This is a genomic window from Amycolatopsis sp. NBC_01307 (assembly GCF_035975215.1).
Classification (GTDB): Bacteria; Actinomycetota; Actinomycetes; order Mycobacteriales; family Pseudonocardiaceae; genus Amycolatopsis.
Genome location: NZ_CP108403.1, coordinates 128,773 through 143,968, shown reverse-complemented (window position 1 = coordinate 143,968; position 15,196 = coordinate 128,773). Strand labels below are relative to the sequence as shown.

Annotated in this window: 16 protein-coding genes; 3 read left to right on the top strand and 13 right to left on the bottom strand. The window is 72.7% G+C overall.

Annotated features, from left to right (window positions below):
- Nucleotides 1-5: 5 nt before the first annotated feature.
- A complete protein-coding gene (locus OG439_RS00755; protein WP_326947415.1) occupies nucleotides 6-791 on the top strand; it encodes an SDR family oxidoreductase in 786 nt (261 codons plus the stop codon).
- A 4-nt stretch (nucleotides 792-795) separates the two neighbouring features.
- Here OG439_RS00755 and lgt read toward each other — a convergent pair whose 3' ends face one another.
- From lgt to OG439_RS00740, 3 genes are read right to left on the bottom strand one after another with little or no spacing between them, the layout of a single operon-like run.
- Complete coding sequence (gene lgt / locus OG439_RS00750; protein ID WP_326947414.1) at nucleotides 796-1,824, bottom strand: prolipoprotein diacylglyceryl transferase; 1,029 nt, start codon at nucleotides 1,822-1,824, stop codon at nucleotides 796-798.
- A gap of 26 nt (nucleotides 1,825-1,850) precedes the next feature.
- A complete protein-coding gene (locus tag OG439_RS00745) occupies nucleotides 1,851-3,026 on the bottom strand; it encodes a M20 metallopeptidase family protein (RefSeq protein WP_326947413.1) in 1,176 nt (391 codons plus the stop codon).
- Complete coding sequence (locus OG439_RS00740) at nucleotides 3,023-4,147, bottom strand: amidohydrolase family protein (protein ID WP_326947412.1); 1,125 nt, start codon at nucleotides 4,145-4,147, stop codon at nucleotides 3,023-3,025. Before OG439_RS00740 ends, OG439_RS00745 begins: the two co-directional genes overlap by 4 nt.
- A gap of 101 nt (nucleotides 4,148-4,248) precedes the next feature.
- On the opposite strand from OG439_RS00740, the gene OG439_RS00735 reads away from it, so the two are divergent.
- Nucleotides 4,249-5,607: a glutamine synthetase family protein gene (locus OG439_RS00735; protein WP_326947411.1), complete on the top strand. Its 1,359-nt coding sequence runs from the start codon at nucleotides 4,249-4,251 to the stop codon at nucleotides 5,605-5,607.
- On the opposite strand, the gene OG439_RS00730 is transcribed toward OG439_RS00735, so the two are convergent.
- The 8 genes from OG439_RS00730 to OG439_RS00695 all read right to left on the bottom strand — a co-directional run bounded on the left by OG439_RS00730 (nucleotide 5,599) and on the right by OG439_RS00695 (nucleotide 12,499).
- On the bottom strand, nucleotides 5,599-6,252 hold the full coding sequence (locus tag OG439_RS00730; RefSeq protein ID WP_326947410.1) for a peptidoglycan recognition protein family protein: 654 nt from the start codon (nucleotides 6,250-6,252) through the stop codon (nucleotides 5,599-5,601). The two genes, OG439_RS00735 and OG439_RS00730, sit on opposite strands and share 9 nt — an antisense overlap.
- A 47-nt stretch (nucleotides 6,253-6,299) precedes the next feature.
- Nucleotides 6,300-6,872 (bottom strand): Uma2 family endonuclease, encoded by a 573-nt coding sequence (locus tag OG439_RS00725; protein ID WP_326947409.1) that lies wholly within the window; start codon nucleotides 6,870-6,872, stop codon nucleotides 6,300-6,302.
- Between the two features lie 134 nt (nucleotides 6,873-7,006).
- Entirely contained in the window at nucleotides 7,007-7,387 is a 381-nt protein-coding gene (locus OG439_RS00720) for a MerR family transcriptional regulator (RefSeq protein ID WP_326947408.1), read from the bottom strand.
- 33 nt (nucleotides 7,388-7,420) lie between these two features.
- Nucleotides 7,421-8,212 carry a tryptophan synthase subunit alpha gene (gene trpA, locus OG439_RS00715; protein WP_326947407.1) on the bottom strand — a complete coding sequence of 264 codons (792 nt, stop codon included), beginning with the start codon at nucleotides 8,210-8,212 and terminating at the stop codon, nucleotides 7,421-7,423.
- Nucleotides 8,209-9,441 carry a tryptophan synthase subunit beta gene (gene trpB, locus OG439_RS00710; RefSeq protein WP_326947406.1) on the bottom strand — a complete coding sequence of 411 codons (1,233 nt, stop codon included), beginning with the start codon at nucleotides 9,439-9,441 and terminating at the stop codon, nucleotides 8,209-8,211. The genes trpA and trpB overlap by 4 nt, the downstream gene beginning before the upstream one ends.
- Nucleotides 9,420-10,229, bottom strand: a complete 810-nt coding sequence (gene trpC, locus OG439_RS00705) for an indole-3-glycerol phosphate synthase TrpC (protein WP_247062897.1) — start codon at nucleotides 10,227-10,229, stop codon at nucleotides 9,420-9,422. The genes trpB and trpC overlap by 22 nt, the downstream gene beginning before the upstream one ends.
- Nucleotides 10,230-10,353: 124 nt before the next feature.
- A complete protein-coding gene (locus OG439_RS00700) occupies nucleotides 10,354-10,881 on the bottom strand; it encodes a Trp biosynthesis-associated membrane protein (protein WP_326951458.1) in 528 nt (175 codons plus the stop codon).
- Between the two features lie 58 nt (nucleotides 10,882-10,939).
- Nucleotides 10,940-12,499: an anthranilate synthase component I gene (locus tag OG439_RS00695; RefSeq protein ID WP_326947405.1), complete on the bottom strand. Its 1,560-nt coding sequence runs from the start codon at nucleotides 12,497-12,499 to the stop codon at nucleotides 10,940-10,942.
- Nucleotides 12,500-12,577: 78 nt separating this feature from the next.
- Between OG439_RS00695 and OG439_RS00690 the strand changes: the two genes are divergently transcribed.
- Nucleotides 12,578-13,210 carry a TetR/AcrR family transcriptional regulator gene (locus OG439_RS00690; RefSeq protein WP_326947404.1) on the top strand — a complete coding sequence of 211 codons (633 nt, stop codon included), beginning with the start codon at nucleotides 12,578-12,580 and terminating at the stop codon, nucleotides 13,208-13,210.
- On the opposite strand, the gene OG439_RS00685 is transcribed toward OG439_RS00690, so the two are convergent.
- The gene (locus tag OG439_RS00685) at nucleotides 13,207-14,025 is read right to left on the bottom strand and encodes a DUF3592 domain-containing protein (RefSeq protein ID WP_326947403.1); all 819 of its coding nucleotides are present in this window, start codon (nucleotides 14,023-14,025) and stop codon (nucleotides 13,207-13,209) included. The genes OG439_RS00690 and OG439_RS00685 overlap by 4 nt on opposite strands.
- Before the next feature lie 9 nt (nucleotides 14,026-14,034).
- Entirely contained in the window at nucleotides 14,035-15,114 is a 1,080-nt protein-coding gene (locus OG439_RS00680; RefSeq protein ID WP_326947402.1) for a DUF3592 domain-containing protein, read from the bottom strand.
- Between the last annotated feature and the right edge of the window lie 82 nt (nucleotides 15,115-15,196).

Below are 15,196 nucleotides of genomic sequence, written 5' to 3'. Positions count from 1 at the left end.
CCCGCATGATCCTCGACCGGTTCCGGCTGCCCGGCCAGGTCGCGGTGGTCACCGGCGCCGGACGCGGGATCGGCGCGGCCACCGCCGTGGCCCTCGCCGAAGCGGGCGCCGACGTGGTCATCGCCTCCCGGACGGCAGCCCAGCTCGAAGAAGTGGCCTCCCGGGTGTTCTCGGCGGGCCGGCGCGCCCACGTCGTCCCGCTCGACCTCGCCGACCCGGCCGCCGCCGCGACGCTCGCCGCGGTGGCCGTCGAGCAGTTCGGGCGCCTCGACCTGGTGGTCAACAACGTCGGCGGCACCTACCCGCGGCCCCTGCTCGAGACGACGCCTGAGTTCCTCGAGGAGGCGTTCCGCTTCAACGTCTCGACGGCGCACGCACTGACCGTCGCGGCGGCGCCCTCCCTCGTCAAGACGGGCGGCTCGGTCGTCAACATCTCGTCGATCATGGGCCGGGTCGGCGGCCGCGGCTTCGTCGCGTACGGCACGGCGAAGGCCGCGCTGGCCCACTGGACCCGCCTCGCGGCGGCCGACCTCGCACCACGCGTGCGGGTGAACGCGATCTCGGTGGGCTCGGTGGCGACGTCGGCGCTGGAGATCGTGGTCGGCAACCCGGAGCTCAAGGAGAAGATGGAGTCCGCGACGCCGTTGCACCGGATCGGCGAGGCGGAGGACATCGCGGCGACCGTGGTCTTCCTGGCCTCGCGGGCCGGCGGCTACATCACCGGCAAGATCCTCGAGGTCGACGGCGGGCTCCAGTCCCCCAACCTGGACCTGGGCCTGCCGGACCTCTGACGCGTCAGTCGTCGGTCTTCTTCGGTTCGTCCACGACCGGGGTTTCTTCCGCAGGCTTCTCGACCGGGGCCTCCGCGGGCACCTTCACGGCGTCTTCGTCTTCGTCTTCGTCCTCGGCCGCAGCGTCCGCTGCGGGCACCGCGAGCGCGTCCTTGCCCGCCAGCAGTTCCGGGGCTTCCCGCGGCCCGCGCCGGCCCGCCAGCACGAAGTAGATCACCGCGGCGAGGAACAGCAGGATCGACGTCCACACGTTGACCCGCAGGCCGAGGATGTGGTTCGCGGTGTCGGTCCGCATCATCTCGATCCAGCCGCGGCCCACCGTGTAGCCCGCGACGTACAGCGCGAACACCCGGCCGTGGCCGAGCTTGAACTTCCGGTCGGCCCAGACGATCAGGCCGGCGATCAGCAGGTTCCAGATCAGCTCGTACAGGAACGTCGGGTGGACCGGGCTCTCCGGCAGCGGGATGTGGCCCGTCGCGACGCCGTTGAGCAGGTTCTCCGGGTCGTCCGGGTTGAAGCGCTGGTAGACCTCCAGGCCCCACGGCAGGTCGGTGTGCGCGCCGTAGAGCTCCTGGTTGAAGTAGTTGCCGAGGCGGCCGATGGCCTGCGCGACGATGATGCCGGGGGCGATCGCGTCCGCCATCGCCGGCAGCGGGACGCCCTTGCGGCGGCACGCGATGAGCGCGCCCACCGCGCCGAGCGCGATGGCGCCCCAGATGCCGAGGCCGCCGTCCCAGATCGCGAAGGCGTTCCAGGGGTTCTTGCCCTCGGTGAAGTACAGCTCGGGGTCGGTGATCACGTGGTACAACCGGCCGCCGACCAGGCCGAACGGCACGGCGTACACCGCCATGTCGATGATCGTGCCCTTGGTGCCGCCCCGGGCGACCCAGCGCCGTTCACCCCACCAGATCGCGACGATGATGCCGGCGATGATGCACAGGGCGTAGGCGCGGATCGGGATGATCCCCAGGTGCCAGACCCCGCGGTCGGGGCTGGGGATCGTCGCGAGGAAGGCGGCCGAGGCGGAAATCACGGGGCCACCGTAGCGCGTCTCCCGAGCTAGCGGGACTCCGCCTCCGTCGCGGCCAGGTAGCCCGCCACCAGCGCGTGCGCGACGCGGGTGACGGCGTCGTCGCCGGGGAGGAACACCTCGTCGTGCAGGCTGGGCGCGCCGGCGGTGTCGCCGAGGCCGACGAACAGCATCAGGCCACGGGTTTCGCCGCCGCAGTAGTGCGCGAAGTCGTCGGCGCCGAACGAGCGGAACTCGTGGTCGACGCGGGCGCCGCTGTGCACCAGCCAGCGCTGCGCTGCCGCGGCCAGGGCCGGGTCGTTGTGCAGCACCGGCTCGCACGGGCTGATCCGCAGCTCGGCGGTGCAGCCGTGGGCCGCCGCGGTGCCGTGCACGATCTGCGCCAGCGCTTCGAGCGCGCGCTCACGGTCCTCCGCGCGCATCAGCCGCAGCGAGCCGGCCGCGCTCGCGGAGTTCGGGACGACGTTCGCCGCGGTGCCGGCCTGGATCCGGCCGACCGAGCAGACCGCGCCGAACACCGGGTCGATCCGGCGCGACGCCAGCTGCTGCAGGCTCACCACCAGCTGCGACAGCGCGAGGATCGGGTCGCGCAGCATGTGCGGGTAACCGGCGTGCCCGCCCTGGCCGTGCAGGACGACCTCGAACTCGTCGGTGGACGCGTTGACCGGGCCCGGCACGGCCGACACGGCCCCGTCCGCGAGCCGGGGCTGGACGTGCGCGCCGATCACGGTGTCCACCCGGTGCTCGGCGAGCAGCCCGGACTCGACGACGTCGAGCGCGCCGGAGGGTGAGGTCTCCTCCCGCGGCTGGAGCAGCGCGAGGATCGGGCGCGGCACCTCGACCCGCACCGCCGCACGGGCCACCGCGACCAGCGCCGCCAAGTGCACGTCGTGGCCGCACGCGTGCATCAGGTCGGTCTCCGACGCCCACGGCACGCCGGTGCGCTCGGTGACCGGCAGCGCGTCCAGCTCGGCGCGCAGGGCGACCGCGGGGCCGTCGGCCGCCGCGCCGGGCAGCGGGATCGCGCGGCCGGTCTTGGCGACGCGGACGCCGTCACCCGCGCCGATCGCCGCGGTGACCAGCCGGGCGGTGTCCTCCTCGTCGCCGGAGCCGCGCGGGTCGGCGTGCACGGCGTGCCGGAGGGCGACGGCGGCGGGCAGTTCGTCGTCGATCGCCCGGGTCCACCGGGTCCACAGGTCGGTCACACGTGCTCCAAGCGGTAGATCCTCTTCGCGTTCTCGTGCCCCACCAAAGCACACAGCCGGACGGCGTCCACTTCGGACATCGCGTCGGCGGCGAGCGCGGCGCGCACGAAGTCCGACAGGCCGCGCCGGAACAGCGCCGTGCCCAGGTGGTACAGCTCGGCCAGGCCGAACGCGTCGGTGGCGAACAGCACCTTCCCGAACGGCGCGATCTCCAGCAGCTCGGCCAGGATCGCGGGCGCCCGGAACCCCGCGTTGTGCGTGATCAGGCCGGCGTCGACGAAGACGTGCTCGAAGACCTGCGCGAGGTAGGCCGCCTGGCGGTGGAACGGGTAGTTGTGCAGCAGCAGGATCGGCACGCCGCGGTCGCGCGTCGCCCGCAGGAAGCCGGTGAGCAGCAGCGGGTCGCAGCGGTGCAGGTCGACGTCGGAGTCGCCGTACCCGACGTGGAACTGCACCGGCAGGCCCAGGTCGAGCCCGGTCCAGACGAGGTGGCGGTGCAGCACCTCGTCGGCCAGCCGGACGTCTCCGGAGCGCAGCCAGCGTTCCGCCGCGGCCGTCACTTCGGACGGCGACGGCCGCTCCCCCGCCAGGCCGAGGCCGACGCGGTAGGCGGCGATCGACTTGAGCCCGACGGCCGTCGCGGCGCGTTTCCCCAGCTCGCCGGCGAAGGCCGCGGCGAACCCCGCCGCGGTCGTGCCCGCGATCACCGCCTCCGCGACCTGCTCCAGCCGGACGACGTCGTGCGCCCGGGTCGCGGCGAGGGCGCCGAACTCCGGCGTCGACGTCACGGACTCCGGGAGGAACCCGCCGTCCAGCAGGAAGTCGGTCGTGCCGGTGGCCCGCAGGAACCGCCGCGCCACCTCGGCCGCGCCCAGCTCGGCGCGGCGGTCGAGGTAGACGTCGGCGGGCGCGTGCTTCGGCAGGTCGAGCACGGGCGCGCAGCGTTCGCGCACGGCCAGGCCGATGAGCGAGTCGAACAGGCTGGTGCCGAGCGGCGACGTCGTGTCGGCCTCGGTCAGCAGGGCCTCGAAGTCCGCGCGGACCACGTCCCGGGTGAGGACGCCGTGGCCGTGGTGGTCCACGAGCGGCAGGTCCGCCACGAACGGGAGCAGCCCGGTCATGCGCGGCCCGCCGCTGGACGGGTTTCGACGGCGTCTGACACGATCTCCTCCACTTTCCCAAGGTATCCGGTTTCTCGGGGTATCCAGTGAACAGGAGCAGGATGAGCCGGCTCGATCGGGCAGAACTCGCGCAGCAGGGCGCCATCCGGGCCGACGGCCTGCGCGCCGCCGGGGTGGAGCTGGTCGCGCTGACCTTCGTGGACAACAGCGGCATCACCCGGACGAAGGCCGTCCCGGTGGACCGGCTGTGGTCGGCGGCCGCGTGGGGCGTCGGCGCGTCGAACTCCTTCGACTTCTTCCTGGCCACCGACGAGATCGTGGACGGCACCTACTCGCGCGGCCCGGTCGGCGACCTGCGGCTGCACCCGGACCTCGACGCGCTCGTCCCGCTGGCCGCGCAGCCCGGCTGGGCGTGGGCGCCGGCGAACCGCTACGACCAGGACGGCGTCCCCCACCCGCAGGACTCCCGGGCGCAGGCGGCCGCGGCGACGGCGCGGCTCGCGGCGCTGGGCTACGACGTCCGGACCGCGTTCGAGATCGAATGGGTGATCACGACGGCGGACGCGCCGGACGACCCGCGCTCGGCGACGGCGGGCCCGGCCTACGGTTACGCGCGGCTTTCCGCGCAGGCGCCGTACCTGCGAGCGCTGGTGTCGGCGCTGGCCGCGCAAGGTGTTGCGGTGGAACAGATCCACCCGGAGTACGCGGCCGGGCAGTTCGAGCTGTCGGTGGCAGCGGACGACCCGGTGCGCGCGGCCGACATCGCGGTGCTGACCCGCGAGACGATCCGGGCGGTCAGCCAGCAGCACGGGCTGCGCGCGTCGTTCACGCCGAAGTTCGCGCCGGACGGCGTCGGCAACGGCGGTCACGTGCACCTGAGCCTGTGGCACGGCGAGCGCAACCTCTGCGCCGGCGGCGACCGCCGGTTCGGGCTGACCTCGACGGCGGAGGCGTTCGGCGCCGGGATCTTCTCGCGGCTGCCCGCGTTGCTGGCGATCGGCGCGCCGTCGGTGGTCAGCTACCTGCGGCTGGAGCCGCACCACTGGGCGGGCGTGTTCCTGGCGTGGGGCCTGGAGAACCGCGAGGCGCCGCTGCGGCTGGTGCAGGGCGTGGCCGGCCAGCGCGACCGGGCGGCGAACTTCGAGGTCAAGTGCTTCGACCTGACCGCGAACCCGTACCTGGTGGTGGCCGCGCTGCTGTTCGCCGGCCTGGCCGGCGTGGACGCCGACGCGACGCTGCCGGAGCCGGTCGACGTCGACCCCGGGACGTTGCCCGCGGCCGAGCGGCTGCCGAAGACACTCGCCGAAGCCGTCACGGCGTTCGAAGCGGACGAAGCGCTGACGAAGGCGTTCGGCCCGGAACTGGCGACGACGCTGGTGGACGTCCGCCGCGGCGAGATCGACCGGTTCGGACGCCTGTCGCCGGCGGAGCTGTGCGCCGTGATGCGGTACCTACACTAGGGCGTTCGCGACCTCTGTCCGCAGTTGCGGCAGCTTGGCGTAGAGGCGATCGCCAGGGCATTCGGTGTTGTAGTAGTCGCGGTGGCCCTTGATCTCCGCGACCGGGATGCCGTACTGGCGGCAGATGTAGGCGCAGAACACGACGAGCGAGTCCCACTGGGTCTGCGGCGGTTCGACGCTGGTGTAGAGGCCTTCGTTCTCGATGCCGATGGCGTTGGTGTTCTGGCCGGGGCAGTGCGCGCCCTGGATCATGGTGGTCCGGCCGCGCAGCGCGTCGAGGCTGCCGTGCCGCCCTTCCAGCCGGTAGCCGCCGCGGCTGACGGTGAAGTGCTGGCCGGTGTCGGACCAGTCGTTGTTGTCCATGTGGTCGTGCTGATCGTCGCGGGCGACCTGGAAGGCGTGGTCGAGGGAGTAGTCGGTGCTGTTGGCGCTGGCGATGTGGTGGATGAGGATCCGGTTCGCCGGATGGTCGAGAGTGACGAGTTCGTCCGACGGCGGCCGCGCACCCCACTCGGCACAGCTGTAGATCCGCGGCGCTTGCGCGGCCCTGGCCACGGCGGGCAGAAGCAGGCCGCCCGCCCCGGCGACGGCGAGGCCGGTGGCACCGCGAAGGAAGGTACGCCGCGGAAGGTGTCCGATGTCCATGCACCGGACCCTCCCGCGGCCGCGTACAGCTTTTGTACAAAGCCCGGTCAGGCCAGGGTGATCTCGGCTTCGAAGGGCCGGGTGAAGGTGAGCTTCCCGGCTTCGCTCTTGGCGATGGGTTCGTACTCGCCGCGTTGGAGTTCGAAGAGGGTCGCGGTGTCCGGCTCGCCCGGCTCGACCAGGAGGTAGAACGGGATCAGGGCTTCGGCGTAGACAACCCGTTTGAGGATCCGGTCCTGCACCCTGGAGGACGGCGACACGATCTCGACGACAAGAACGACCTGCTTCTCGGTCAGGCTCACGCCCGTCAGACCACACTCGTCGGCCACCACGAGATCCGGTATCAGCAGGCGGTTACCGCGGTTCCCGAGTACGACATTCGCTCCGGGGAAGACTTCGAACTGATCTCCAGCCCCCGCAGAGAGCTGGCCCCACAGGATACCGACAAGACGCTGGTGCTCCAGCCGTGGCCATGGGCTCACGAGGAGTGCCCCGTCCACGAGTTCGATCCGCTGGAGTGAGGTCTGATCCTCCGGCAGTGCGAGGACTTCGTCGACCGTCCAGCCGTCGGGGTGCGGTGGGATGCTGAGCCCGGAATCGGGTTCAGTCGGTGCTGCCATCGCGCTTCACCTCCGCTCGCGCCGATCGCCGTCGGTCTGCTCCAGTGTGGCATGTCCGCTCGGTCCCCTCGTTGTGGATCATCACACGGGGAGTATGCGGATCACCACCGACAGTTCTGAGCCGGGTGATGGCGTCACGAGGATGCGACAGCCAGTTCCGATGCGCCGCTGTAGAGCTTGATCTTGAACTGGATGTGCTCCTGGTGCTCGCGCAGCCGGTCGATCTGGGCCTCGACGCGGGCCTCGTGCTCGCGGAGGACCTCCAGGCGCTCGTCCTGCGTTGCGTCGCCCGAGCGCAGCAGCTCCACGAAACGCAGCATCTCCGCGACTGGCATGCCCGTGTACCTCAAGCAGCGCAGGAGCTGAAGGAACTCCACGTCCTGATCGGTGAACGTACGGCGGCCGCCCGCGGTGCGGCCGACGTGGTGCAGCAGGCCGATGCGCTCGTAGTACCGCAAGGTGTCGATGGTGAAGCCGGTCTTTTCGGTCACCTGGGCCGGGGTGTAGGACGTCACCGGCCCAGCCTGGCACCTGGAGTGCGGTCCAGGTCAAGCCGTGGCGACGGCCCGGCGTACCCCGTCGGCCAGCTCCGCAGACAGCCGGTGCACTCCCGAAGGGCCGTCCGCCGCCGCCGTGACCAGGGCCGAGCCCACGATCACCGCGTCCGCGAACGACGCCACCTCGGCCGCCTGGTCGCCCGAGCGCACGCCCAGGCCGACGCCGATCGGGAGCTTCGTGTGCGCCCGCGTGCGGCGCACCAGCTCCTCCGCGCCCGCGCCGACCTGGTCACGCGCGCCCGTCACGCCCATCACCGCGGTCGCGTAGATGAACCCCGAGGCCGCGTCCACCGTGCGGGCGAGCCGCTCCTCCGACGACGACGGCGCCACCAGGAAGGTCCGGTCGAGGCCGTGGGCCTTCGACGCGGTCATCCACTCGCCGGCTTCGTCCGGGATCAGGTCCGGGGTGATCAGGCCGAGCCCGCCCGCCGCCGCGAGGTCGCGCGCGAAGCGGTCGACGCCGTAGCGGTGCACCGGGTTCCAGTACGTCATGACGACCGCGCGGCCGCCGCGGGCCGAGATCGACTCGACGACCTCGAAGACGTGCTTGAGGCGGAAGCCGTTGTCCAGCGCGGTGACCGACGCGGCCTGGATGGTCGGGCCGTCCATCACCGGGTCGGAGTACGGGACGCCGACCTCGATGAGGTCCGCGCCGCCGTCGATCGTCGCCGCGATCAGGTCCTTCGAGGCCTCGACGGTCGGGAAGCCGGCCGGCAGGTACCCGATCAGGGCGCCGCGGCCCTCCGCGCGCGTCGTGGCGAAGAGGTCGTCGAGCCCGCTCACTTGTCCACCAACCCGAACCACTTCGCCGCTGTGTCCATGTCCTTGTCGCCGCGGCCGGACAGGTTGACCACGATCAAGCCCTCCGGGCCCAGCTCGCGCCCCAGGTCCAGCGCGCCGGCCAGCGCGTGCGCCGACTCGATCGCCGGGATGATGCCCTCGGTGCGCGAGAGCAGCATGAACGCGTCCATCGCCTGGGCGTCGGTGATCGGGCGGTACTCGGCGCGGCCGGTGTCCTTCAGCCACGCGTGCTCCGGGCCGACGCCGGGGTAGTCCAGCCCGGCCGAGATCGAGTGCGACTCGACCGTCTGGCCGTCGTCGTCCTGCAGCAGGTAAGTCATCGCGCCGTGCAGGGTGCCCGGGGTGCCCTTGGTGAGGGTCGCGCCGTGCCGGTTGCCGTCGATGCCCTCGCCGCCCGGCTCCAGGCCGACCAGCCGCACGGACGGGTCGTCGTAGAAGCCCGAGAAGATGCCGATCGCGTTCGACCCGCCGCCGACGCAGGCCGCGACGACGTCGGGCAGGCGGCCGGCCTGCTCGAGGATCTGCGCGCGGGCCTCGGTGCCGATGATGTGGTGGAAGTTGCGGACCATCGTCGGGAACGGGGCCGGGCCGGCCGCCGTGCCGAACAGGTAGTGCGTGCTGTCCGCGTTGGTCACCCAGTCGCGCAGCGCCTCGTTGATGGCGTCCTTCAGCGTCCGCGAACCGGTCTTGACCGGGATGACCTCGGCGCCGAGCAGCCGCATCCGGGCCACGTTCAGCGCCTGGCGCTCGGTGTCGACCTCGCCCATGTAGACGACGCAGTCGAGGTCGAGCAGCGCGCACGCGGTGGCCGTGGCCACGCCGTGCTGGCCCGCGCCGGTCTCGGCGATGACGCGCTTCTTGCCCATGCGCTTGGTGAGCAGCGCCTGGCCCAGCACGTTGTTGATCTTGTGCGAGCCGGTGTGGTTCAGGTCTTCGCGCTTGAGGAACACACGCGCGCCGCCCGCGTGCTCGCCGAAGCGCTTGGCCTCGGTGAGCAGCGACGGACGGCCGGCGTAGTCGCGAAGCAGGCGGTTGAACTCGTTCAGGAACTCGGGGTCGTGCCGGGCCTTCTCGTACTCGGTGGCGACCTCGTCGACGACGCCGATCAGCGCCTCCGGCATGAACCGGCCGCCGTACGGGCCGTAGTAGCCACGCTCGTCCGGGTCGTGTTCGGTGTTGGGCTCTTTGCTCACCGCGACGGCCTCGGGCACGCGGGGTGCGATCCGGCGGTGACCAGCTTGACCAGGGCGCCCTTCGGGTCGCCCGAGGCGACGAGGCCTTCGCCGACCAGCACCGCGTCGGCGCCGTGCCCGGCGTAGGACATCAGGTCGCCCGGCCCGCGGACACCCGACTCGGCGACCTTGTAGACGTCCATCGGCAGGCCGGGGGCCAGCCGCGAGAAGACGTCGCGGTCCACCTCGAGGGTGTGCAGGTTGCGCGCGTTGACGCCGATGACCTTGGCGCCCGCCTCGAGGGCCCGGTCGGCCTCCTCGGCGTTGTGGATCTCCACCAGCGCGGTCATGCCCAGCGACTCGACGCGGTCGAGCAGCGCGGCGAGCGCGTTCTGCTCCAGCGCGGCGACGATCAGCAGCACCATGTCGGCGCCGTGCAGGCGAGCCTCGTGCACCTGGTACGGGCTGACGACGAAGTCCTTGCGCAGCACCGGGATGTCCACGGCCGCGCGGACGGCGTCGAGGTCGGCCAGCGAGCCGCCGAAGCGGCGCTGCTCGGTGAGCACGCTGATCACCCGCGCGCCGCCGTCCTGGTAGTCCTTGGCCAGCGCGGCGGGGTCGGGGATGTCGGCCAGGTCGCCCTTGGACGGGCTGCGGCGCTTCACCTCGGCGATCACGCCGATGCCGGACTCGCGCAGCGCGGTCATCACGTCGCGGGGCGGCTGCGCGGCGGCCGCGCGGATCTTCAGCTGGTCGAACGGCAGCGCGGATTCCCGCACGGCGAGGTCTTCCCGCACGCCGGCGACGATCTCTTCGAGCACGCTCACCGGGCGCCCCCGCCCGGGCTCGTGGTCACGGTTTCACTCGCAAGGTCGCTCACAAAAACCTTCCCCTTCCCGCCGAAACGATGCTAACCCCCGCATCCGAAGAGCCCGGTTCCGGGTGTGCGCGTTACTCCGAATGCCGTCCGCCACCCTCCGTGGGATCCTCGCCCTCCGACAGCGCTTCCCACAACTCGGCGTCCGGATCACGCACCTTCTTCCGGGTGGCCGGGGCCGCGTACTTCGCGCCGAGCCGGGCACTCCGCCCGGCACCCTTGATCGCTGCCAACCCGCCGGCGGCGACCAGAATTCCCCCGAGCACGGCCAGGCCGCGCCCGAGCAGCATCTGCGTCACCGGCAGCCCGTCGGCCCAGCCGGTGAACCGGACCCCCGCCACGCCGGCCCACACGGCCGCCACACCGGCCAGCGCCAGCACGACGCCCAGGACGCGCCGGGCCCAGCCGCCGGTGGCGATCAGGCCGGCCACCCCGGCGAGCGCGAGCAGCGCCAGCGGCACGAGCGCCGTCGCGCGCTGCTCGCCGGTCTCGCGGTAGAGGACCGTGCCGCGGACGCCGCCGTCGCGGAACTCGGCGTACCAGGTCAGCTTGGACGCGCCCCACAGCGCGAGCGCGCCCAGCAGCAGCGCGACCACCATCATCCACAGTGGACGCCGGGACGGCCGCGCCGTCGCGGTTTCGGGGTCCGCCACCTCCGGCTCAGACACGAGCGGCGTCCGCGGCCGGGTCGAGCTTGCCCGCTGGCACCATGGTCTGGGCCGCGGCGACCGCGGACAGCACGGTCCGCGCCTTGTTCAGCGACTCGGTGTCCTCGTAGTCGGCCACCGAGTCGGCGACCACCCCGCCCCCGGCCTGGACGTGCGCGATCCCGTCCTTCATCAGCGCGGTGCGGATCGCGATCGCCGTGTCGGCGTCCCCGGCGAAGTCGAGGTAGCCGACGACGCCGCCGTACAGCGCGCGGCGCACCGGCTCCAGCTCCTCGATCAGCTCCATCGCGCGGACCTTCGGCGCGCCGGACAGCGTCCCGGCCGGGAAGCACGCGGTGACCGCGTCGAAGGCCGTCTTGCCCTCGGCCAGCTCGCCGGTGACGGTGGAGACGATGTGCATGACGTGGCTGTAGCGCTCGATCTGGAAGAAGTCGACGACGCGCACGGTGCCCGGCTTGCAGACCTTGCCCAGGTCGTTGCGGCCGAGGTCGACGAGCATCAGGTGCTCGGCGCGCTCCTTCTCGTCGGCCAGCAGGTCCTTGGCCAGCTGCGCGTCCTCCTCCGGGTCGGCGCCGCGCCAGCGGGTGCCCGCGATCGGGTGCGTGGTCGCCTTGCCGTCCCGCACGGTGACCAGGGACTCGGGGCTGGAGCCGACGATGTCGAAGCCGTCGAGCCGCAGCAGGTACATGTACGGGCTGGGGTTGGACGTGCGCAGCACGCGGTAGACGTCGAGCGCGTCGGCGCCGGTCGCGATCTCGAAGCGTTGCGAGGGCACGACCTGGAACGCTTCGCCGGCCTTGATCGCCTCGACGGCCTTGTCGACCGCGGCGTGGAAGTCCTCCTTGGACCGCTTCCGGGTGAACTCCGGCTCGGGCCGGTCGAACGCGGCGACGGTGGCGGGCGCGGGCACCTGCAGCTGCTCGGTCATCGCGCCCAGCCGGGCGACGGCGTCGTCGTAGGCCGCGTCCACGCGCTCGGGCGAGTCGTCCCAGTTGACGGCGTTCGCGATGAGCGTGACCGTGCCCTCGTGGTGGTCGAACGCGGCCAGGTCGGTGGCCAGGAGCATGGTCAGCTCGGGGATGTCGAGGTCGCGCTCGGCCAGCTCGGGCAGCTTCTCGAGCCAGCGGACGGCGTCGTAGCCGATGTAGCCGACCATCCCGCCGGTGAGCGGCGGCAGGCCGGGCAGCGCCTCGGTGTGCAGCGCCTCGATGGTCTCGCGGAGCACGTTCAGCGGGTTGCCCTCGGTCGGCAGGCCGACCGGCGGGGTGCCGGTCCAGACCGCTTCGCCGTCGCGGACGGTGAGCGCCGCCGGGCTGCGGACGCCGATGAACGACCAGCGCGTCCAGGAGGCGCCGTTCTCCGCGGACTCGAACAGGAAGGTGCCCGGCCGGTCGGCGGCGAGCTTGCGGTACACCCCGATCGGCGTCTCGCCGTCGGCGAGCACCCGGCGCACGACCGGGATCACGCGGCGGCTCTCGGCGAGGGCGCGGAAGTCCTCGCGGGACGGGCTGACCGAGCCGGGGCCGGTGGAACCGGCGTAAGCGCTGACCATGGAACTCATTGTGCCGCCCCGCGTGAACCGGGCCGCGTGGGGTCCCGAATTCAGCAAATGTTGAATTCAGGATCGCGGATGAGTCATGATGGGGCGGTGAGCACCACCGACAACCCCGAGACTACGGCGCGCCGCCGCGGCCGCCGGCCCGCGGGCCAGGACACGCGCACGGCCCTGATCGACGCCGCGCGGTCGGTGTTCGCCGAGAACGGCTACGACGGCGCGACCGTCCGCGCGATCGCCACCCGCGCCGGCGTCGACGCCGCGATGGTCAACCACTGGTTCGGCAGCAAGGAGGGCCTGTTCGCCCGCGCGGTGCTCGAGCTGCCGTTCGACCCCCTGGAGCTGCTGGAGACCCTGCGCGACGGCCCCGACGAGGAGTTCGGCGAGCGGATCGTCCGCACGTTCCTCACCCGCTGGGACAGCGCGGGCGGCGGCGTGTTCGTGGCGCTCATCCGCAGCGTCGCCGGCCACGAGCAGGCGGGCCAGGTCCTGCGCGACTTCTTCCAGAAGTTCTTCACGCACGTGCTCTCGTCGGTCGGCTCCGACCAGATCCCCTTGCGCACCACGCTCTGCGCGTCCCAGCTGGTGGGCATGGGCATGATCCGCTACGTGGCGAAGTTCGAGCCACTGGCCGCGGCGGACGTCGAGACGCTCGTGGCCGCGGTGGCGCCGAACGTGCAGCGCTACATCAGCGGCGACATCGGTTAGGGCACGCGCCGGCCCATCTCGGCGCGCGACGTCCGCCCGAACGCCGGGACCGCGTACGGCCGGCGCAGGTCGCCGCGCGAGAAGAGGACGACCATGTCCGGCCCCGCCCCGCCGACCCACGCCGGTCGTGCGGGCCGGTGCCACAAGTACGTGCTGCCGTGGCACGACATCGAGGCCCTCAGCTCGGCCCGGCTGCCGTCGCGGTACTCGACGAGCAGGTCCGGCAGGTGCCGTCCCCGGCGGACCGGGTAGTCGGGCCGCACGGTGACCGAAGCCGGCCGCCAGCCGGTCCGCAGCACCGCCGCGTGCCGCCGGCGCCACCGGAGGGCAGCGGCCAGGCTCACGCCGGCGAACGTCAGCACGAACAGGCCGAGGATCCAGAACAAGGCGGACACCCGTCCGTCCAGGCGGTCTTCCAGCAGCGTGCGCGCCCGGCCCGGGTTCGCGGGGTCGTAGATCACCGTGAGCGTCCCGCCCACGATGTAGCGCCGTCCCGACGTCACGGGGATGGTGGCGTAGCCCGGTTCACCCCGCACGTCGTAGGAGACGCGGATCGCCTGCTCTCTCGGGTGGTCGTCGAACCACAGCACCTTCCCGGTCACGTGGACCCCGTCGCGCAGGAGCGCGCGGGCGGGGTACTCGTACACGACCAGGCCGGCGAACACGCCTCCGGCGGCGACCAGCAGGAGCAGCGCGATGGCCAGCGCGCGCCGGCCGTACCCCGGCAGCCGGGCGATCTGGGCGGCCGGATCCGGCGGTGCCCCGTCCGGTGCGGTTTCGTCCTCTTCCGGCAGCCAAGCCGCGTCTTCCCCCATCGACCCAGATTACGCGGCCGGAGGCCGCCGCCGCGGCGAAATCGCGCGCGCCGGGACGGCGAGCGCCCGCTTGCGCAGCGGCGCGTCCGGGAACAGCACGACCATGGCCCGGCCCCAGCCGCCGACCCACGCCTCGCGGTCGCGCCGGCCCTGGAACCCGGTGGCGCCGTGCGTCGACGCGACGGCCCGCAGCACCACGCGGGAGTCGTCGCCGTAGCGGACGTGGAGGTCCGGCAGGTGCCGTCCTTTGCGGATCGGGTAGTCGGGCACGACGCGCACCTCGGCGACGCGCCAGCCGGTGTGCCGGACGGCGCGGTACCGCCGCCACCAGCCCGCGGCGGCCACCAGCGACCAGGGCACCGCGACGCAGGCGAGCAGCATCGGCACCACGAGGACCCCCAGGAGGCCCTGGTCGGCGTTGGGCTCCGCAGCCGTCCGGACGTGCGCCGGGTCGGCCCGGTCGTACACCACCGTCACCGCTTCGCCGACCGCGTACGCGCGTTCGGTGTCCCGGACGATCTCCGCGGTCCGGGACACGCCGCCTGCCGGGTAGCGCACCCGCATCGACGACGCGCCGCTGCCGTGCCTCGTGTCGTGGACGCTCACCACCTCGCCCGCGGTGCGGGCCCCTGTCGCCAGGAGGTGCTCGGCCGCGTCGTCCACCAACGTGAGCCCGGTGGTCGCGGCGGCCAGCACGCCGAACCAGAGCAACGCGATCCCCACCGCCCGCACGCCCAGGCCGCGCAGCCGGCGGGTTTCGGCCGCGAAGCGCTCCTCGTCGCCGAGCGGCACCACGGGCGGGAGCCAGCTGCCGGTGCCCATCCGCGTGAGCACGTCGCCGGTCCGGCGGTCGCCGGCGCGGATCCGGAAGACGGCGAAGCCGGACAGCGCCCCGGAACCGGCGAGCACCCCGAAATCGGCGGCGAGCTCACCGTCGTCGAGGCCGTAACCCGGGTCGAGGACCGAGTAGGCGGTGCCGATCACGAAGACCACGAACACCAGCGCCCCCACCGCACCGGCGACCACCCAGGCCGCTCTGCGCCGCGTGAGCCGTCGCAGCACGGCCGCGTAGTCCCGTTCCGGATCCATCCGCCGAATGTAGGGCGGAAACCCTGGTGCCGGCGGGGTTCGGGAGGTAACCGACACGCGGGCAACCGAACGCGGCGCCCGC